The organism is Streptomyces cyaneus, from assembly GCF_004028635.1.
In the GTDB taxonomy this organism is placed as follows: Bacteria; Actinomycetota; Actinomycetes; order Streptomycetales; family Streptomycetaceae; genus Streptomyces; species Streptomyces cyaneus.
Genome location: NZ_RQJW01000019.1, coordinates 108,270 through 127,883 on the forward strand (window position 1 = coordinate 108,270; position 19,614 = coordinate 127,883).

The following is a 19,614-nucleotide window of genomic DNA, read 5'->3' on the forward strand; positions in this document are numbered from 1 at the left end:
GCAGGAGGTGCCCGGCACCCGGCGCACGGGAGCGTGGACGCATGACGCAGACACTCGCTCCTGCTCCGGTGAAGCCCGCCATGGGTCTCGGCCGGTCCCGTCGGCTCCTGCGCGCCGTCGCCATCGTCTCCTGCGGGCCGTATCTCGCCCTCAAGGTGGCCTGGCTCGCCGGCAGTCACATCGGGATCCCGGACGGCAGCCCGCTGCTGGAGCACCGGGCGAGTATCGCCGTCGCCAACAGCATCACCGTCCTCATGGACGCGGCCGTGATCGTGCTCGCGCTGGTGCTGACCCGGCCGTGGGGGCTGCGCGTGCCCGCCTGGCTGCTGGCCCTCCCCGCCTGGGTGGCCACCGGGCTGCTCACGCCGCTCATGGCCGGGTTCCCGATCCAGCTCCTCGTCAGCGCGCTCGGCGGAACGGTGGACAGCACGGACGGCGACGGGAAGCCGTTCCTCGACACCTGGGTCTTCGGGGTCGTCTACACCGGGTTCATCGTGCAGGGACTCACCCTCGGCGCGCTGTTCGTGCTCTACGCCCGGGACCGCTGGGGCCACCTGTGGCAAGGGCGGGTCTGGGAACTCCCCCTGGGTGTCATCGGAGCGGCCCAGCGGGCGGTCGCCGTCGCGGCCGCCGTACTCGCCCTGCTGCCCCTGACCGCCCACGTCCTGTGGGCGTGCGGCAGCACCGCCGGACTGGGCGGGACCCGCATCGCCGACCGGACCAGTGACTTCTACGTCATGGAGGTCCTGTACGCCGTCTTCCTCGCCATGGCCGTCACCGGCGGTTTCCTCCTCGCTTTCCGGCGCGGCCGAGCCCTGTCCGTCAAGGTGCCGCTCGCCCTCGTCTGGGTCGGTTCCGCCGCCCTGGTCTGCTGGGCGGGCTGGTTGTCGCTGGCCCCTCTCACCGACATCGCCGACCGTCCGACAGCGCTGATGAACCTCGCCTACGCTGGCGAGATGATCGTCGGCATACTCGTCGCCTGCCTCGGCGTCCACTTCCTCGCGGAGCGCTCCGCGAGCCGGAAACGTCGTACGGCGTGAGCCAGTTCACCCGGTTCCTGTTCGGGCGGCGGGCGCGCCGGCGCTGGATCCATCTGATCCTCGGCGGCGCGCTCGCCATGCCGTACGTCTTCGTCGGCCAGCTCGTCGTCGGCCCCGCCACCGACTCCAGGTACGTCTTCAACGACCTGCCCCTGCAACTGCTCTCCTTCGCCGTCGGCTTGCCCCTCGCCGCCCTCACGGCCGTCCTGTTCCCGCTGATCCGGCCCCTGGAGGCGGGTGCCGTGCGGTCGCTGTGCGGTGTCGAGGCGGGTCTGCTGGCCCACCGTCCCGCCCGGACGCGGGCCGCGAAGGGGCGTGCGGCGGCGTGGTTCACGCTGCATCTCGGGTTCGGCGGGATCATCTCGGGGATGTCGCTGGCGGTGCCGCCGTTCGCCGGCTTCCTCACCGCACTGCCGCTGATCGTCTGGCTGGGCGGTGCCGAGGCCGTCGAGTTGCCCGAAGCCCTCGACCAGCCCTGGGTGTTGGCGCTCGCGCCGGTCGCGGGCATGGCAACCATGCTCGCGCTCGCCTGCTGCGCGGCCGTCTCCGGGACGCTCCTCGCCCGCTGGGCGCCCGCGCTGCTCGGACCCACGCCCGAGGACCGGCTCGCGGCGGCCGAGGCACGCGCCGCGGACCTCGCCGTGCGCAACCGGCTCGCGCGCGAGCTGCACGACTCCGTGGGCCACGCCCTCAGCGCCGTCACCCTCCAGGCGAGCGCGGCCCGCCGGCTCCTCGACACCGACCCGGAGTTCGTCCGCGAGGCCCTCGCCGCGATCGAGGACACGACCCGGCGCACGGTCGGTGAACTCGACACCGTCCTCGGCGTGTTGAGGGACGGCGACACTCCCGGTACGGCCCCGGCGCCCACCCTCGCCGCCGACCTCGGCGGCCTGCTGCGCCGCACCCGCGCGGGCGGGCTGCGGGTGAGCGCCACGCTCTGCGCCGACCCCGAGGCCCTGCCGCCCGTCCTGTCCCGCGAGGCCTACCGCATCGTCCAGGAGGGGCTGAGCAACGCCCTCAAGCACGCCGGTGACCAGGTGACCGTGCGGCTGCGGATCGAAGTGGCCGACGGGCACCTGGAGATCACCGTCGAGAATCCCATCGCCTGCGCCCCCGGGTGCCGGCCCGGCGGCGGCCACGGCCTGCGCGGCATAGCCGACCGGGCACGACTGCTGGGCGGAACCATGGAGGCAGGGACGGCGGAAGCAGGGGCGGCAGGGGCGGTGCCGGTAAAGACCGGCGCGGTGGCGGGCATCTGGCGCCTGCGCGTGCGGCTGCCGATGAAGGGCCCGGCATGACATCACGGCCGCCGACCGGGAGACACCGCCCATGGGACCCCGCCCCCGCACCCGCGACGGCTCGCACAACACCGGCGACCACCGACCCCGAGACGATCCGCATGACACGCCCGCCGACCCTGAGGGAACACGCATGACGCCCCGCGCAGCGATCCGCATCGTCCTCGCCGACGACGAGCGCATGGTCCGCACCGCCCTGCGCGCCATCCTCTCCGCCGAGCCGGACCTGGAGGTGGTCGGTGAGGCGGCGACCGGGGCCGAGGCGGTGTCCGTCGTGCGGGAGCGGCGGCCCGACGTGGTCCTCATGGACGTCCGTATGCCGGAGATCGACGGCATCCGGGCGACCGAGCAGATCCTGGCCACGCTGGACGAGGCGCCCCGCATCGTCGTCGTCACCACGTTCGAGAACGACTCCTATGTGTACGACGCCCTGCGTGCCGGAGCCGCCGGGTTCCTGCTGAAGCGGGCGGAGGCCGACGCGCTGGTCCAGGCCGTACGACTGGTCTCGCGCACCGACACCCTGCTGTTCCCGTCGGCCGTACGCAGCCTCGCGGCCGAGCACGCGCGCGCGTACCCCGCCCCGCCGCCGTGGGTGGCGAAGCTCACGGGCCGCGAGAGCGAGGTGCTGCGGCTGATGGCACAGGGCCTGACCAACGCGGAGATCGCGCGGCGCATGGAGGTCGGTGCGGCCACCGTGAAGTCGCATGTGGCGGCGGTCCTGGCGAAGACCGGGACCCGCGACCGCACGCAGGCCGTGATCGCCGCCTACGAGGCGGGCTTCATGAACGCTCGATGAGAAAACAGGGCGGAAGGGAACGTTCCGCCCCATCCTGATCGTCCTCTCGGGTGGGATGAACAAGACGATCAGGCGGGCGTCCGTCTTCGCGCTGCTGCTGGTGTTCGCTCTGCTGGTCAGGGCGACCTGGGTGCAGTTCTACGAAGGCCAGGCGCTCGCGGACGACAAGAACAACCGGCGGAACACGATCGCGCTGTACAGCGAGCCGCTCGGCAACATCGTCGTGGGCGGCGAAGCCATCACCGGCTCGGCGCGCACGAAGAGCGGTGACCTCGCGTACAAGCGGACGTACACCGACGGCGCGCTGTACTCGGCCGTGACCGGCTACAGCTCGCAGGCGTACGGAGCCACCCAGCTGGAGGGCGTCTACCAGGACCTGCTCGACGGCAGCGACACCCGGCTGAAGAGCGTGATGGACACGATCACCGACAAGCGGGCTGATCCGGGCAATGTGATCACGACGATCGACCCGGATGTGCAGAAGGCGGCGTACGACGCGCTCGGCGACAACAAGGGCGGCGCGGTCGCGATCGACCCCACCACGGGGAAGATCCTCGCGACGGTCTCCACCCCCTCGTACGACCCGTCGCGCATCACCACCGGCGACAAGGAAGTCTGGGAGCAGCTGACCAAGGACTCCGACAAGCCGATGACGAACCGCGCGCTGCGCCAGCCGCTGCCACCGGGTTCGACGTTCAAGCTGGTCGTGGCGGCGGCCGCGCTGGAGGACGGGCTGTACTCGTCGGTGGACGACAAGACGAACAGCCCGGACCCGTACCCGCTGCCGCAGTCGAGCGACAAGCTGACGAACGAGAACCTCTCCGCCCCCTGCGAGAACGCCTCGATCCGGGTCGCGCTGCAGTACTCCTGCAACAACGTCTTCGGGAAGATGGCCGTCGACCTGGGCCAGGACAAGGTCAGGTCGATGGCCGAGAAGTTCGGCTTCAACGACGAGAAGCAGGACGTGCCGGTGCGGGCGTACACCAGCGTGTACCCCTCCGACATGGACGAGGCGCAGACCGCCCTGTCCGGCATCGGCCAGTTCGACGTCACCGCGACCCCGCTGCAGATGGCCATGGTGTCGGCCGCCATAGCCAACGGCGGCAAGCTGGTCTCGCCCCATATGGTGTCCCAGATCACCGACGGCGGCGGCGACGTGCTGGAGAACTACAACGACAGCGCGGACACCAAGGAGATCGTCAGCTCCGACACCGCCGAGCAGCTCCAGTCGGCGATGCAGACGGTCGTCGAGAAGGGCACGGGCACCAACGCGCAGATCTCGGGCGCGACGGTGGGCGGCAAGACGGGCACGGCTCAGCACGGCGAGAACAACAGCAAGACGCCGTACGCCTGGTTCACGTCCTACGGGAAGGCGGACGGCAAGGAGGTCGCCGTGGCGGTGATCGTGGAGCAGTCGAACGCGGCGCGGTCGGAGGTCAGCGGCAACGGGCTGGCGGCGCCGGTGGCCAAGGCGATCATGAAAGCAGCGTTGCAGTAACACCCTTGGGGGCGCGGGGAACTGCGCGACCAGCTACAACGGATCCGCACTGGTCGCGCAGCGCCCCTTGGTCACTTCACGTACTTACTTCACGCCCAGGATCTGCTCGATCGGATTGATGGCGAAGTACACCAGGAACAGCACCGAGGTCCCCCACAGCAGCCAGTGGATCTCCTTCGCCTTGCCGAGCACCACCTTGATCACGACGTAGGCGAGGAACCCCGCCCCGATCCCGTTGGTGATCGAGTACGTGAACGGCATCACGGCGATGGTCAGGAACGCCGGGATGGCGATCTCGTACTTGTCCCAGTCGATGTGCTTGACCTGGGTCATCATCAGGAAGCCGACGGCGACCAGGGCCGGGGCCGCCGCCTGGAGCGGGACGATCGTGAGCAGCGGGGTCAGGAAGAGCGCCAGGGCGAACATGCCGCCGGTGATCAGGTTGGAGAAGCCCGTGCGCGCGCCCTCGCCGACGCCTGCCGCCGACTCGATGTAGGAGGTCGCGGAGGACGACGAGGCCGCACCACCGGCGGCCGCCGCGGCACCGTCGATCAGCAGCACCCGGCCGAGGCCCGGCACCTTGCCCTGCTCGTCCAGCAGCCCCGCTTCCGCGCTGATGCCGACGACGGTGCCCATGGTGTCGAAGAAGTCGGACAGGATCAGCGTGAAGATCAGCAGCACGACGGTGATGGCCGTGGTCTCGCCGAACGCGCCGAACAGGCTGAAGTCGCCGATGAGTCCGAAGTCGGGGGTGTCGACCACCTTGTCGGGCCACGCCGGCGTGGTCAGGCCCCAGGCCTTGATGTCGGCGACCGAGTTGATGATCATCGCGACGACCGTCATGGTGACGATGCTGATCAGGATGGCGCCCTTCACCTTGCGGGCGAGCAGGGCGATCGTCAGCAGAACCCCGAGACAGAAGACGAGGATCGGCCACCCGGTGAGCGTGCCGGTGCCGCCCAGCTGAACCGGGACGGTGGTGTTCGCGGCGTCCGGGATGCGGCTGACGAACCCGGCGTCGACGAAGCCGATGAAGGCGATGAACAGGCCGATGCCGACGCTGATCGCCTGCTTGAGCGGTTGCGGAATGGCGTGCATGACGGCCTCGCGCAGACCGGTGAGCACGAGTACGCAGATCAGCAGGCCTTCGAGGACGACCAGGCCCATCGCGTCGTCCCAGGACATCAACGGGGCGATCTGGAAGGCGACGACGGCGTTGAGGCCCAGGCCGGCGGCGAGTGCGAGCGGGAGGTTGCCGCCGACGCCCATGATGATCGTCATGACCGCGGCCACCAGGGCGGTGGCGGTGGTGAGTTGGACCGCATCCAACTGGTGGCCGAACTTGTCCTTCGCGCTGCCGAGGATGATGGGATTCAGGACAAGGATGTAGGCCATCGTGAAGAACGTGGCGAAGCCGCCGCGTATCTCACGGGCGAAGGTGGATCCCCGTTCGGAGATCTTGAAGAACCGGTCGACGCTGTTCGCGCCTGGTGGCGCGGCACTTGGCCGGTCGGTCACCTTCTGGGATTCGGACATGGCTCTCGCTCCTTGTTGCCTGACTGATCGGTGTGCGGATGCTGGCTGGATTGTTCCCGCGTTGAACGTGTTTCAGGTTTTCTCCGTGTTACGGAATCAGGGCTGCTCACGTGCGACGTGCCACACGGCGTTCGAAGCCTCGTACGAACCGAGCATTCGATCACTGCTACGCTTCCGGACCTCGACCGGATGATCGCGAAATGATCGCCGGACGATCACATGTCATACATATGCCACTCACAGGCAGGAGGGGTCGCCCGTGGGCACGGTCGTCGACGACACCGCCTCCGTGGAGTTCCATGCCTTCTTCGAGCGCCACTATGCCGAACTCTCGCGCTTGGCTCATCTGTTGACGGGTGAGGCGGACGCGGCCGACGATCTGGCGGCGGACGCCTTGCTGGCGCTGTGGCACCGCTGGGACCGGGTACGCACCGCCGACCATCCGGTGGCATACGCGCGCGGGGTCGTGGCCAATCTGGCCCGCACCAAGATCCGCAGCGCGGTCCGGGAGCGGCGGCGGATCGCCCTGTTCTGGTCGCAGCGCGAGGAGAAGACGGAGAACCCGGACGTCGCGGGTGTCGTCGACGTCCAGGGGGCGTTGCGTAGACTTCCGTTCCGCAAACGCGCCTGTGTGGTGCTGCGGCACGCCTTCGACCTCTCCGAGAAGGACACCGCGCTCGCCCTGGGCATCTCGGTCGGTACGGTGAAGAGCCAGACCTCGAAGGGGATGGCAGAGCTGCAACGGCTGCTCGGGACGCAGGGCACTCCGCTCAAGGTGCACGCCGCGGCGATGGCTCGCAGCGGCGACACCGGAGGAAGGAACCGATGATGCGGGGGGACGTGCACGACGAACTGCGCGCCCGGCTGCACGAGGCGGCCGAGACGCACCAACCCGACCGCGCGCGGATCCTGGCCCGGGTGGAGCGCGGCATGGCGGAGCCCGCCGGGCAGACCCGGCCCGTGCACCGGGCGACCCGTCCCCCGGTGTACGGCTGGTTCCGGGTGGTGAGCGCGACGGCCGCGGTCGCCGGTGTCCTCGCGGTCGGCGGTTACGCCGTGGCGTCCGCCGTGAAGGAGGACACCCCCAAGCAGACGGTGGCCACCTCGCCGACGCCCACCCCGTCGCCGGACGCGACGAGCCGGCCCCCGGTCCCGCCCGCCCCGCCGGCGGACCCGACGCCCAAGGACACGCCGGAGTCCCGCGAGACGGCCGAGGCGCCGCCGCGGCAGCCGACCGCCACGGACGATCCACCCGCCGCCAAGGGTGAGGAGGACGGCCCCCTCTGGTCGAACGGCTCGGTGGACCCGCACAGCAACGACTTCTGGGCACAGAGCGATCTGACGCTCAGGGCGAGCAAGCAACTCACCGCGCTCACCGTCCAGTTGAAGGTCGCGCAGACCGGCGGGGTCACCTCGACCGGCGCCTGGCGCTCGCTGCCCGAGGACGACTTCACGCTGACGGTCGAGGAGAAGGACGGCTTCCTCGTCTACACCTGGGTGCTCAAGGAGGGCCGTACGGTCCCTGCGGGCGAGTGGGTGTTCGCGGGGCAGTACGACCATGAGCGCGGCGGCCGGGACGCCAAGGACGACAGCTATGCGATGACGGCCACCGCGGGCGGCGAACAGCTGTCCGTGGCGGGCGACTTCGCAGGCCACGGCGGCAACTCCGCCACAGACGAAGGGGATTCGTAAAAGAATCCCGAGGGCACGGCAACCCTTCCTTCACCGGGGGCGACCAAGAGGCGCAAAGATCCCCCACGCAAGGAATCGGGTAATGACAGCACGAGCCGAACAGCGCGTCAGTCACCGCCGCAAGGTCACCCGGCGCCGGGCGGTGCTCGCCGGGGCCTCCGCGCTCGGTATCACCGGCGCCGCGATCCTCACCACGTCGTTAATGTCCACGGCCGGTGCCGCCGCGTCCTGGCCGACACCCAACGGCAGCAAGCCGGTGTCGAAGACGATCCCGGTGTCGGGCACGTACGACGGCAAGCTGGCGAAGTTCTACGGGACCGGTGATCTCGGCGGCAGCGGCCAGGAGGAGGGTCAGGACCCGATCTTCGAGCTGGCCGACGGCGCGGTCCTCAAGAACGTCATCATCGGCACCCCGGCCGCGGACGGCGTCCACTGCAAGGGCTCCTGCACGCTGCAGAACGTGTGGTGGCTGGACGTCGGCGAGGACGCCGCCACCTTCAAGGGCAAGTCGTCCTCGGCCGTGTACACGGTGTACGGCGGCGGCGCGAAGAACGCCGACGACAAGGTGCTGCAGTTCAACGGGGCGGGCAAGCTGGTCGTCTCCAAGTTCCAGGTGGAGAACTTCGGCAAGCTGGTGCGCTCCTGCGGCAACTGCTCCACGCAGTACAAGCGCACGATCATCATCAACGACGTGGACGTCACCGCGCCCGGCAAGTCCATCGTCGGCATCAACGCCAACTACGGCGACACGGCCGCGCTGCGCAAGATCCGCATCCACGGCGACAGCGGCAAGAAGATCAAGACCTGCACCCGCTTCGAGGGCAACAGCAGCGGCAAGGAGCCGAAGGAACTCGGCACCGGCCCGGACGGAACCAACTGCAAGTTCTCGTCATCTGACCTCACGTACCAGTGAGTGAACGTTCAAGCACCTCCCCCGGGTCGTCTCCCGGGCCGTCCCCCGGAGCACGACCTGTGAGCACGCACAAGAGACACGTCACCCGCAGACGGGTGCTCGGGGCCTCCGCGATCGGCGTCGCCGCCACCGGCGACATCACGCCCCTGGTGCGCGAGAGGGCATGTGGGGCAAGTCGACTCGATCGTGTGACAGTCGGCTCACAGGCTTGTGGTGGCCGGGCTCAGCGGGGGGTAGCGTGAACATCGCGATCTGGGACGCCGAGTGCGGCGCCGGCGTGCGGGGCCCCTGCTCCACCAGAGAGATGGTTCAGGGCCTCCCCGTCGCCTCTGGCCGCGCCCACAGGCCAGGTCGTAAGGGACTCCGCCCGCCCGGCTCGGACCACGGACAGGATCCGTGTCGCCGCCCGGGACGCGAAAGCGGACCACCAGTGCGCCCAGCACCGTTCGGGGCGTGCCAGTGCGCGGACTTACCCCCGCTCACTGCCCAGGAACGGTACGGCGGCAAGCACTCGAACGTGGATTCAGGGCCAGGTACGTCCACCGTCACCTCCTGCAGTCCGGCGCTGCGGCACTCCAAAGAAAACAGCGCCGGACTGTACGAGATCCTGCACTACAACCAGGCGCAGACCGAGCCGGAGCGCTACGGCCTCCAGGGCCCGTACGTCCTGTCCTTCACGGACGGCGGCGCCCCGTCGTCGGCTCTCTCCCATTCCAAGCTGGACACCTCCTGGGTGGACGGCCTCGGCATCACCGGCTGGGTCGGCGCGTCCGGTCGCGGCAGGGTGGCGGGCGTGGGTCTGAAGGGCATGGACGCCAAGTACGCGTACACCGTGGGCATCGCGAACAAGGACGCGCAGTACTGGACGAAGGCCGCGGCCGGGTCGGGGGCGTTCTCCTGCAAGGGGATGCTGCCGGGGACGTACACGATGACCGTGTACAAGGGCGAACTCGCCGTGCACACCGGCACGGTGAAGGTGACCGCGGGCGCTACGACGTCGCTGCACAGCATCACCATCGCAGGCGACCCGTCGACGGCCAGGACCATCTGGCGGCTCGGCGACTGGGACGGCACGCCCGGCGGGTTCAAGAACGCCGAGCTGATGACGTACGCCCATCCGTCCGACGGCCGCGCGGCGAAGTGGACGGGGAACGTGACGATCGGCAGCGGCGGTGCCGCGGCCTCCTTCCCGGCGTACATGTGGAAGGACGTCAACGACAGTGTCCTGGTCTACTTCAAGCTGTCCAAGGAGCAGGCCGCGGCGGCGCACACGCTGCGGGTCGGGGTGACGGACGCGTTCCTGAACGGCCGGCCGCGCATCACCGTGAACGACTGGGTCTCGGCCGTCCCCACAGCTCCCACACAACCCTCGACGCGTTCCCTCACCACGGGTTCCTACCGAGGGAACAACCACACGTTCACGTTCAACGTCCCTAGTAGTGCGTGGAAGACGGACACCACCCAGTACAACGTCCTGAAGCTCAACATCGTCAGTGGTTCGAGCGGCTCGGCTCACCTCAGCCCGGGCACCTCGTTCGACTGTCTGGACCTGCTGACCTGAGCCCCCCTCGGTCAGCAGTGGAACGCCCCCGCCGGTGACGACCGGCGGGGGCGTTCGCGCCCCAAGGGGCGCGGGGCTGTGTCAATTTGCGGCTTCGCCGCGTGGGCGCGACCAGCCACGACGGGCCGGCAGCCCGCAACCGGCCCTTTGCGGCAGTCAGTTCATCGTCGACCCGATCGTCGCCGACCCCGTCGTCAGGAACGTGGTCGACGGCAACGCCCCGCTCGCCCGCCGGGAGGCATACGCCGTGGCGGCGTCCTTCGACTTGAAGGACGGGGTCGCGACACCGCTGTCCCAGTTGTTCGCCGCGCTGACGGTCGACGACCCCAGCTTGGACAGTCCGCCCTTGTTGCTCACGGCGAGATTGCGGGCCAGTCGCGCCTTGCCGGTGGCGAAGTAGAAGCCGGACTCGGCGTTGGCGTAGGCGGTGTTGCGGTTGAGGGCGATGGCCCCGGTGTTGGAGTTCTCCGTGAAGCCGTGCAGCGTGTTGTCCCAGGCCGCGTTGTTGTTGACGACGTGCGCGACGGACGCCCCTCCGCCGCCCAGCTTGAAGCCGTTGCCGTTGCCCTCGAAGGCGGAGTCGGACCAGCGGTTCTTGCCGTTGCCGAAGGCCCAGGTGTGCTCGATGGTGACCGGCGAGGAGAACTGCCAGAGGTCGAGCCCGTCATCGGAGTTGTTGTACAACCGCGCTCCGGTGATCTTGTTGCCCGTCCCGGAGCCGAACTTCACGGCGATCCCGTCGGCGTTCTGACCGTGCCCGGCCGGGTCGTAGTTGCCGTAACTGTCCAGGTTCTGCACGAGATTGTTCGTGGTGCCGTCGCCGCGCAGCGTGAACCCGGAGTCGCCGTTGTTCGCGGTGACGAGGTTCTTGAAGACGCCGCCCACCGACGACGTGGCGACGAAGCCCTGGGCCGGGGCGTTGACGAAGGTGAGGTTCTGGACGGTCCAGTAGTCGCCGTAGATCCCGGCCAGCCAGGAGCCGTCGGGCAGCTTGGCCCCGTCGATCTTCACCTTCTCGCTGCCGTACGCCTGCAGCGTGATCCGGGCCGAACTCGTGCCGTTCGCCGTGGACTTGAGGGTGGCGGTCGGCTGGTAGGTGCCGCCGCGGACCTGGATGGTCGTACCGGCGGCAGCGCTCTTGACGGCCGACTCCAGCTGAGCGGTGGTGGACACGGTGACCGTCGTCGAGGCGGCCTCGGCGCCACCGCCCGAGAGGCCGAGGTAGACGCCGCCCGCCCCCGAGGCGACGGCGATCGCCGCGGCGACGGCCAGGGTACGGGTCCTGCGGTGACGGCCGGTGCTCAAACGCACGGGGCGTTCCTTTCCTGGGGAATGGGGACGAAGCGGGCCGGAGGGGCCGCCCCGGCCCGCTTCTGACATCCGGTCGCCGCCGGGGCCCGGGAAGGTTGCCGCGCCTCACCGAAAGCAAGCGAAACTTTCGTCGGCCCTCATCTCGCACTCATCGATTGACGTGCTGTTTCCCACTGGTGAGACTCCGAAGGCGCACACGACTCAACAGGAACCCCCACACCCACACAGGAGTGACATGCGCCCACGAATCCTCCTAGTCGCCTGTCTCTCGCTGCTTCTCGCTCTTCTCACCGCCCCGCCCGGTACCGCGAACTCCGGAGCACCACCCGTGACACACCCCAAGTACGCCGGCTATCTCTTCGCCTACTTCACCGGCGAGGGCACCGCCGACGGCGAGCAGATCCGCTACGCCCTCAGCCGCGGCAACGACCCGCTGCACTGGCGGGAGCTGAACGCCGGCAAGCCGGTCCTCACCTCCACGATCGGCGAGAAGGGCCTGCGCGACCCGTTCGTGATCCGCTCCCCCGAGGGCGACAAGTTCTACATGATCGCGACCGATCTGCGGATGTACCGGAACAGCAGCGGCAGTTGGGACCAGGTCCAGCGGCACGGCAGCAAGTCGATCATGGTCTGGGAGTCCACCGACCTGGTCCACTGGACCGACCAGCGCCTGGTGAAGGTCTCCCCCGACAACGCGGGCAACACCTGGGCGCCGGAGGCGTACTGGGACGACAGCCTGGGTGAGTTCGTCGTCTTCTGGGCGTCGAAGCTGTACGCCGACGACGACCCCGACCACACCGGATCGACGTACAACAAGATGCTGTACGCGACCACGAAGGACTTCCGCACCTTCAGCGCGCCGAAGGTCTGGGACGACCCCGGCTACTCGGTCATCGACTCGACGGTGGTGAAGCACAAGGACACCTACTACCGCTACACCAAGGACGAGCGGGACCCCAGCTCCTCCAGCCCCTGCTCGAAGTTCATCACCGCGGAGAAGTCGACGAGCCTGACCGACACGTCGTACGACTTCGTGGCCGACTGCGTCGGCAGCGGCGCGATGGACCGGGGCGAGGGGCCGACGGTGTTCAAGTCGAACACCGAGGAGAAGTGGTACCTGTTCATCGACGAGTACGGCGGCCGCGGCTACGTCCCCTTCGAGACGACCGACCTCGACTCGGGCAAGTGGACCCCGTCCACCGACTACCAGCTGCCCGCCAGCCCCCGGCACGGCACGGTGATCCCGGTGACGCAGGCGGAGTACGACCGGCTGCTGGCCGCGTACCCCGCGAGCCCCGCCTCTGTCGTGGACGCGACCGTGAAGGACCAGAAGGGGTACGCGATCGTCACGGAGAGCGCCTCGAAGGCAGTGCTCCCCATGCGGCCGGACGCGGACCTGTCCCGCCTCGCCCCGAAGCTGGCGATCGGTGCGGGCGCCACGGTCAGCCCGCCCTCCGGCACCCGGCGCGACTTCCGCAAGCCGCAGAAGTACACGGTGACCGCCGCGGACGGCACGAAGCGCACCTGGACGGTCGAGGCGGTGCGCACCAACAGCCCCACCCTGCCCGGCCTCAACGCCGACCCGGACGTGCACTACCTCGACGGCGAGTACTGGATCTACCCGACGACGGACGGCTTCCAGGGCTGGAGCGGGACCAAATTCAAGGCGTACTCGTCGAAGGACCTGGTCCACTGGAAGGACCACGGGGTCATCCTGGATCTCGGTCCGGAGGTCTCCTGGGCCGACAAGTACGCCTGGGCGCCGGCGATCGCCGAGCGCGACGGCAAGTACTACTTCTACTTCTGCGCCGAGCAGCAGATCGGCGTGGCGGTGGCCGACTCCCCGGCCGGCCCGTTCAAGGACGCGCTGGGCAAGCCGCTGGTCGCGAAGGGCGGTTCGCTGCAGGGCCAGATGATCGACCCGGCTGTCTTCACGGACGACGACGGGACGTCGTATCTCTACTGGGGCAACGGGCACGGGTATGTGGTCCCGCTGAACGACGACATGGTGTCGTACGACGCGTCGAAGGTGCGGGACATCACGCCGGACAACTTCCGCGAGGGCTCCTTCGTGATCAAGCGGAAGGGCACGTACTACTTCATGTGGTCCGAGGACGACACCCGCAGCGAGAACTACCACGTCGCCTATGCGACGGGACCGTCCCCGCTCGGCCCGTGGACCAAGCGGGGCACGATCCTGCAGAAGCGTCCCGAGTACGGGATCCTCGGCACGGGTCACCACTCGGTGGTCAACGCCCCCGGCACCGACGACTGGTACGTCGTCTACCACCGGTTCGCCCTCAACGGGCCCGGCAGGCCGGGCGGCGACGGCATGCACCGCGAGACGACCGTCGACCGGATGCGGTTCGCGGCCGACGGCACGATCGAGCCGGTGGTGCCGACGCTGGAGGGGATCCGTCCCGTACGGCGGTGAGGCTCAGCTGACGAAGTACGTCGGGTTCGGCAGCTTGTACGTCCGGTCCGCGTAGCCGCCTTCGAGGTCGCTGTACTGGTCGCCGAAGTTGGCGATGATCTCGTAGCCGAGGTCGTCCTCGATGTGCTGCCGGGTGCCGGACTTGTACTGCACGGTCGTGCAGTTCCAGGTGCCCGGCGTGGCGCACTCGGCGAGGTAGGCCGGCGGGTTCGCCTTGTCCTTGAGGAACATGTGGTCGGCGTCGAGGTTCACATCGGCGCCGACCTTCTTCAGGTTCTCGACGGCGGCGGAGCGCTGCGCCTCGCTCAGGCCCGAGTTGTAGAAGACCTCGACGCCCTTGGACTCGGCGTACCGCACCAGTTCCGGGCTGCCGAAGACGGCCGGACGGTCCGCCTTGTTGACGTACTCGGCCCAAGTGGCGCTGTTGTACGTGTAGTTGGTCTTCTTCTCGTAGTCCAGGCTGAGCAGCAGGGTGTCGTCGATGTCGAAGACGACGGCCGGCTTCTCGCCCTTGTGCAGCGCCTTGCGGGCCGCCTTGTCGATGTACTTCCGGGCGGCCTTGTCGATACTCGCCAGGTCCTTGGCGTAGGGGCTGTCCTTGGACGCCTGGTACACGCCGTTCGCGTCGGGCGTGGTGCCGTAGTAGGTGTCTATGTCCTTGACCAGCAGCCCTATGTTGTAGGGCTCGTGGGTGCTGTTCGCGGTCGACTGTCCGGCCGTGGCGGCGCCGGCGCCGTAGAGGGCGGCACCGGCGACGGCACAGGCGGCGGTGACGGCCGCGATACGCAGTGGTTTATGCATGACAAAGATTTCTACGCGCGTCACCCTCATGAGCGCGAGACCCGTTGCCCGATCTTTACCTGTCTCACGGACGAACGGGTCACGGACGAACGGGTCACGGACGAACGGGCCTCGCGCTCCCCCGGGCAGGTCAGTCCATCGTCGCCCCGATGGTCGTGCTGCCCGTCGTCAGGAACGTCGTCGCGGGCAGGGTGCCGCTCGAACTGCGGGCGTTGTACGTGCTCGATGCGTCCGTGGACCTGAACGCCGGGGTCGATATCCCGGAGTCCCAGTTGTTGCCGGCCGAGACCACCGACGAGCCCTTGTTCACCTGGCCGCCGCCATTGCTCACGGCGAGGTTCTTGCCGAGCCTGGCGGCCCCGGTGGCGAAGTAGTACCCCCACTTGGCGTTGGCGTAGGCGGTGGTGCGGTTGATGACGATCGCGCCCTTGTTGCTGTTCTCGGTGAAGCCGTTGCCGGCGTTGTCCCAGGCGGCGGAGTTGTTGATCACATGGGCCACGGTCTCGCCGTCGCCGCCGAGCTTGTAGCCGTTGCCGTCGCCCGCGAAGGCGGAGTCGGACCAGCGGTTCTTGCCGTTGCCGAAGGCCCACGTGTGCTCGACGGTGACGGGCGAGGAGAAGGACCAGAAGTCCAGACCGTCGTCCGAGTTGTTGTAGAGGCGGGCGCCGGTGATCAGGTTTCCGGTGCCGGAGCCGAACTTCACGGCGATGCCGTCGGCGTTCTCGCCGTGGCCCGCGGCGTCGTAGTGGCCGTAGGAGTCGATGTTCCTGACCGTGTTGTTGACGGTCCCGTCGCCGGTGAGCGTGAAGCCGGAGTCGCCGCCGTTGATGGTCTTGATGTTGTTCCAGTTGGTGCCGGTGCAGGACTGGCAGACGACCGCGCTGTCCGGGGAGTTCTGGAAGGTGATGTTGGAGACGTTCCAGTAGTCGGCGGTCAGCTTGAAGATCCAGGAGCCGGAGGGCAGCGACGACCCGGCGATCTTGACGGTCTCCGAGCCGTACGCGGTGAGTGTGATCGGCGAGGAGGAGGTGCCGTTGGCCGTGGACTGGAGCGTGGCCGTCGGGTAGTACGTGCCGCCGCGGACCTGGATGACGGTGCCGGCGGTGGCGTTCTTGATGGCGTTGGACAGGTCGGTGGAGTTGCTGACGACCACGGTCGCGGCCTGGGCCTGGGTGGGCAGGACGGCCAGGCCGGCGCCCAGGGTGAGGGCCGCTGTGGCGGCGAGTGCGGTACGACGAGACATGGAGAGCGGGTCCTTTCTCGTGCGGGTGCTCGTGCGGGTGGGGGGATGGTTCACGTGCACAGGACGGTGTCGAGCCATGCGAAGACCTCGTCCTGCATGCGGTCGACGAAGACATGGCCGAGGTCGGGCCAGGTCTTCAGGTGCAACCGCTCCTCGGCATGGCGGGAGTGCCAGACGGCGCGCAGCTTGTCGTACGCCACGCGGACGCCGTCGGCGGGGAACAGCGGGTCGAGCCCGCCGTCGAAGAAGAGCATCGGCCTGGGTGCGGCGATGCTCGCCACGTCGGGGAAGTCGAGGAACCGGGGAAGCCCGGGGTGGAGCATGTAGTACGAGGACTGCCCGCGCAGGGTGTTGTTGCCGGGCACCATCATTTCCTTCAGGCCGGTCATCCAGCAGACGGCGGCGGTGGCCGCGACCGCGTCGGTCAGCGCGGCGGTCTGCCAGGCGCGGTAGGCGCCCATGGAGAACCCGACGGCCGCGACCCGGCGTGCGTCCACCCTCTCGAGGCCCGCCAGGAATTCGGCGGCCCGGGCGTCTTCGCGGGCCATCAGTCCGGCGAGTGAGGAGCCGAGGTTGTAGAAGTTGGAGGCCAGGGCCTGCTGCTCGGCGTAGGCGAGGGGCCCGCGGTCGCCCCAGCCGAGGGCGTCCGCGCACAGGACGACATAGCCGCGCCGGGCCAGCTCGTCGCCGATGAACCGCCCGCTGAAGTACCTGTCGGCCCAGGCCTGCGCGGAGGCGAGCCGGGTGTCGTCGTACCAGGGCCGGACGAGCTTCTCCTTGCCGATGTCGAACTTGGCCCCGTGGTCGTGGAACAGGAGGACGGCGGGGAAGGGTCCGGGTCCCTGCGGGGTGAGCAGGGCGGCGCGGACGCGTTCGTGGCGGCTGAGGGAGAGGGTGACCAACTCCCTTGTGTATCCGTCCTCTTGAGGGCCTGCGGTGAACTCCGGTGCGTACGGCGTCCCGTTCTGGCGGTCGACGAGGAGGTGTTCCTCGACCTTGGTGCGGGCGGCGCGCCGCCAGGCCCGGAAGTCGCGGATCGGTGAGGTGCCCCAGGCGAGCGGGAAGGTCAGCTCGGCCTTGAGGGCCTGGTGGAAGTCGGGGAGGTTGCCGCCGACGAGGTCGGCCGCCGCCTCGGCGCCACCGGTTCCCGCTGCCAGGGCCACTGCCGCGGCCCCTGTCACGAATGTCCGGCGTCCCATCGCGTCAGGCATGCGGCCTCCCCGCCCCGGCATGGGCCAGGACGTAGTGCTCGACCCCCGCCCTGGACATCAGCGGCCGGTACTCGTACACGTCGGCCGGATGCCAGCCGACGTCGTCGGTGAGCCCCAGGCCGCCGGCCACCGCGTTCAGCCGGGCAGGGCGACCGTTGAACCAGGAGCCGGTGTCGTGGAAGTGCCGGCCCCCGTAGGCGGCGACGGCGAGGGACGGCCCGCCCCTCGGGTAACTGAAGACGTTGCGCTCCGAGAAGATCGCGGACTCCACGCCGACCCCGAGCGCGTAGAGGGTGTCCTCGGCCCTCCCCCGGTACACGTTGTTGACGACGTGCACCTGCCCGAAGCGGACGCGGGGCCCGCGCTGCACGATGTCGGTGAACAGGTTCCGGACGAAGGTCACCTTGAGGTGCCCCCGGTCGCGGTCGCCGCGTCCGTCGCCCGATCCGATGAGGAGCGCCTTGTCGTGGTCGTCGAAGCGGCTGTCGGAGACGGTGACGAAGTCGGAGCCGTCCTCGATGTCCAGCAGGCCGTCGTGCCGCTGCACATGCTCGCCGTGGAAGCCGAGCGGCGCCTCGCGGTCCGGGAAGCGGCCGTCGGTGAAGGTGCAGTGGTCGATCCAGATGTTCTTGCCGGTGATGACGGTCAGCGCGTCGAAGCGGGCGTTCCAGTTGCCCTGTGTGCCGTCGTCCGGCGACCAGCTGGTGAAGTGGTCGACGGGGGCTTCGAGATGCAGGTTCCGCACGACGATGTTCGTGCCGGTGTTGACCGTCAGGAAGACCCCGAGGAGCCGGGCGTCGTCCCCGACCCCGACGAGCGTGGTGTTGCTCGGCACGGTCAGCTGGATCTGCGCCTTCTCCTTGTTCGACCCGGTCTGGCGGAGCTGACGCTGCTGTCTGCAGTAGTCGTAGCGGGTGTCGGACCAGGTCGTGCCGTCCTCACCGAAGCAGGACATGTACCTGGCGAGGTCGTACCCGGGCGCGTAGTCCTGCTCCCCGAGCAGTGAACCGTCGTCCGCCTCATGGCCGTTGACGTCGCCGACGACCCGGATCACCTTGGGGGCGGTGGGGTCGCCGGAGTTGGCCAGGGCCTCCTTGAGCTCGGCGCGAGTGCGCACCGTCCAGGTGGTGCCGCTCTCCCCGCCGGTGGTGCCGGGGCCGGTGGCGGCCCAGCCGACGGGGCCGCGCTGCTCGCCGGCGAAGGCCTCGGGCGCCCAGAGCAGACACGCACCGGCGAGCAGGACGGCGGCGGCCCTACGCACCGGGCCGCCAGTCGCCGAGATACGTCCGCTTGGTGTGCGCCTCGGCTTCCTTGGGGGTCAGTTGAGGCCGGTTCTCCGGAACCGAGATCACCGCGCCCGGGCCGGAGTTGCGGTACTCCCGGAACCGCATGGTCTGCCAGGGATACTGCTCCCGCATGTTGGTGTAGGGCGCGACGGGATCGATGCCGGGCCCGATCCGGGTGTCCCGCACGACGAGGGACGGCCAGGCGCTCGTCTCGTACGTCGGCACCCACGGCCGGGCCAGCTTGTACGCCGCGTCCTCGGCGCCGGAGGTGATGCGGGAGCGGACGGCGAGGATGCCGCGGGGGTTGGCGCGGGCGGTGGACGGTGCGAAGACCATGCCCTTGGGGGTGAAGTCCACGTCCCGCCGCAGCGTGTGGAAGTGGCACTCCTCGAAGACGGCGGTCGCCCGGCCGAAGACGAAGTCGACGTCGCCCTCGATGTAGCAACGGTGGAAGTACTGCCGGTCGAAGGCGGCCAGCGCGCTCGTCTCGACGAACAGCGTGTCCTGGTGGGCCAGCAGCCGGACGTTCTCGAAGTGGGTGCGGTCGCCGTACGTGTACGCCGCCACCGCCTGGGTGCCGGTGATGTCGGGATGGTCGGCGCGCAGCCAGTCGTTGGCGAGGGTCAGATCGCGGACGGTGAGGCCGGGGGCGGCCGAGGTGAAGGTGGCGGAGCCCGCGGTGCCGTACGTTCCCGAGCCGTCGGGCTTCTGCGTGCCGTTCGCGTTGTCGTAGACGATGACGGCGTCGCGCGGGTCGCAGGAGGCGCCGCGCAGGGTCAACTCCGCCTTGCCGACGGGCACGTTGACGACCTCACGGTACGTCCCCGGATGCACGACGATCGTCCAGCCGGGGCCGTCCACCGCGTCCACGGCCGCCTGGACGGAGTCGCCGGGGCGCACGTGCAGGACACGGCGGGACCCGGCGGCGAAGGCGGGGGTGGCCCTGGCGAGGATCAGGCCCGCCCCGGCCGCGATAAAGGCGCGCCTGCGCATG

At 69.2% G+C, this 19,614-nt stretch carries 15 protein-coding genes and 1 pseudogene; 9 read left to right on the top strand and 7 right to left on the bottom strand.

Annotated features, from left to right (window positions below):
• The first annotated feature begins 41 nt into the window (after positions 1–41).
• The 4 genes from EHO50_RS39410 (at position 42) to EHO50_RS39425 (ending at position 4,632) form a co-directional block, all read left to right on the top strand.
• Positions 42–1,040 (top strand): hypothetical protein, encoded by a 999-nt coding sequence (locus EHO50_RS39410; RefSeq protein ID WP_128436656.1) that lies wholly within the window; start codon positions 42–44, stop codon positions 1,038–1,040.
• Positions 1,037–2,338 (top strand): sensor histidine kinase, encoded by a 1,302-nt coding sequence (locus EHO50_RS39415; protein WP_128436657.1) that lies wholly within the window; start codon positions 1,037–1,039, stop codon positions 2,336–2,338. The genes EHO50_RS39410 and EHO50_RS39415 overlap by 4 nt, the downstream gene beginning before the upstream one ends.
• Positions 2,339–2,471: 133 nt before the next feature.
• Positions 2,472–3,134: a response regulator transcription factor gene (locus EHO50_RS39420; protein WP_128436658.1), complete on the top strand. Its 663-nt coding sequence runs from the start codon at positions 2,472–2,474 to the stop codon at positions 3,132–3,134.
• A 55-nt stretch (positions 3,135–3,189) separates the two neighbouring features.
• Positions 3,190–4,632: a peptidoglycan D,D-transpeptidase FtsI family protein gene (locus EHO50_RS39425; RefSeq protein ID WP_128436659.1), complete on the top strand. Its 1,443-nt coding sequence runs from the start codon at positions 3,190–3,192 to the stop codon at positions 4,630–4,632.
• An 84-nt stretch (positions 4,633–4,716) separates the two neighbouring features.
• On the opposite strand, the gene EHO50_RS39430 is transcribed toward EHO50_RS39425, so the two are convergent.
• Positions 4,717–6,168 (bottom strand): NCS2 family permease, encoded by a 1,452-nt coding sequence (locus EHO50_RS39430; RefSeq protein WP_128436660.1) that lies wholly within the window; start codon positions 6,166–6,168, stop codon positions 4,717–4,719.
• A gap of 259 nt (positions 6,169–6,427) precedes the next feature.
• Between EHO50_RS39430 and EHO50_RS39435 the strand changes: the two genes are divergently transcribed.
• The 4 genes and pseudogenes from EHO50_RS39435 to EHO50_RS39450 all read left to right on the top strand — a co-directional run.
• Positions 6,428–6,997 carry a SigE family RNA polymerase sigma factor gene (locus tag EHO50_RS39435; protein WP_128436661.1) on the top strand — a complete coding sequence of 190 codons (570 nt, stop codon included), beginning with the start codon at positions 6,428–6,430 and terminating at the stop codon, positions 6,995–6,997.
• Positions 6,994–7,860, top strand: a complete 867-nt coding sequence (locus EHO50_RS39440; protein WP_128436662.1) for a hypothetical protein — start codon at positions 6,994–6,996, stop codon at positions 7,858–7,860. The genes EHO50_RS39435 and EHO50_RS39440 overlap by 4 nt, the downstream gene beginning before the upstream one ends.
• Before the next feature lie 82 nt (positions 7,861–7,942).
• Entirely contained in the window at positions 7,943–8,773 is an 831-nt protein-coding gene (locus EHO50_RS39445) for a pectate lyase (protein WP_128436663.1), read from the top strand.
• 565 nt (positions 8,774–9,338) lie between these two features.
• Positions 9,339–10,334: pseudogene (locus EHO50_RS39450) on the top strand (polysaccharide lyase family protein); the annotation flags it as partial.
• Between the two features lie 156 nt (positions 10,335–10,490).
• On the opposite strand, the gene EHO50_RS39455 reads toward EHO50_RS39450, so the two are convergent.
• Positions 10,491–11,645, bottom strand: a complete 1,155-nt coding sequence (locus tag EHO50_RS39455; RefSeq protein ID WP_128436664.1) for a right-handed parallel beta-helix repeat-containing protein — start codon at positions 11,643–11,645, stop codon at positions 10,491–10,493.
• 235 nt (positions 11,646–11,880) lie between these two features.
• Here EHO50_RS39455 and EHO50_RS39460 point away from each other — a divergent pair, with 235 nt between their 5' ends.
• The gene (locus EHO50_RS39460) at positions 11,881–14,079 is read left to right on the top strand and encodes a glycoside hydrolase family 43 protein (RefSeq protein WP_128436665.1); all 2,199 of its coding nucleotides are present in this window, start codon (positions 11,881–11,883) and stop codon (positions 14,077–14,079) included.
• A gap of 3 nt (positions 14,080–14,082) precedes the next feature.
• On the opposite strand, the gene EHO50_RS39465 is transcribed toward EHO50_RS39460, so the two are convergent.
• The 5 genes from EHO50_RS39465 to EHO50_RS39485 form a co-directional block, all read right to left on the bottom strand.
• Entirely contained in the window at positions 14,083–14,880 is a 798-nt protein-coding gene (locus EHO50_RS39465) for an HAD family acid phosphatase (protein ID WP_128436666.1), read from the bottom strand.
• A gap of 130 nt (positions 14,881–15,010) precedes the next feature.
• Entirely contained in the window at positions 15,011–16,123 is a 1,113-nt protein-coding gene (locus EHO50_RS39470) for a right-handed parallel beta-helix repeat-containing protein (RefSeq protein WP_128436667.1), read from the bottom strand.
• A gap of 50 nt (positions 16,124–16,173) precedes the next feature.
• Complete coding sequence (locus EHO50_RS39475; protein WP_128436668.1) at positions 16,174–17,334, bottom strand: dienelactone hydrolase family protein; 1,161 nt, start codon at positions 17,332–17,334, stop codon at positions 16,174–16,176.
• Positions 17,327–18,595 carry a pectate lyase family protein gene (locus tag EHO50_RS39480; RefSeq protein ID WP_128436669.1) on the bottom strand — a complete coding sequence of 423 codons (1,269 nt, stop codon included), beginning with the start codon at positions 18,593–18,595 and terminating at the stop codon, positions 17,327–17,329. The genes EHO50_RS39475 and EHO50_RS39480 overlap by 8 nt, the downstream gene beginning before the upstream one ends.
• Positions 18,588–19,613: a pectinesterase family protein gene (locus EHO50_RS39485; protein ID WP_128436670.1), complete on the bottom strand. Its 1,026-nt coding sequence runs from the start codon at positions 19,611–19,613 to the stop codon at positions 18,588–18,590. The genes EHO50_RS39480 and EHO50_RS39485 overlap by 8 nt, the downstream gene beginning before the upstream one ends.
• Between the last annotated feature and the right edge of the window lies 1 nt (position 19,614).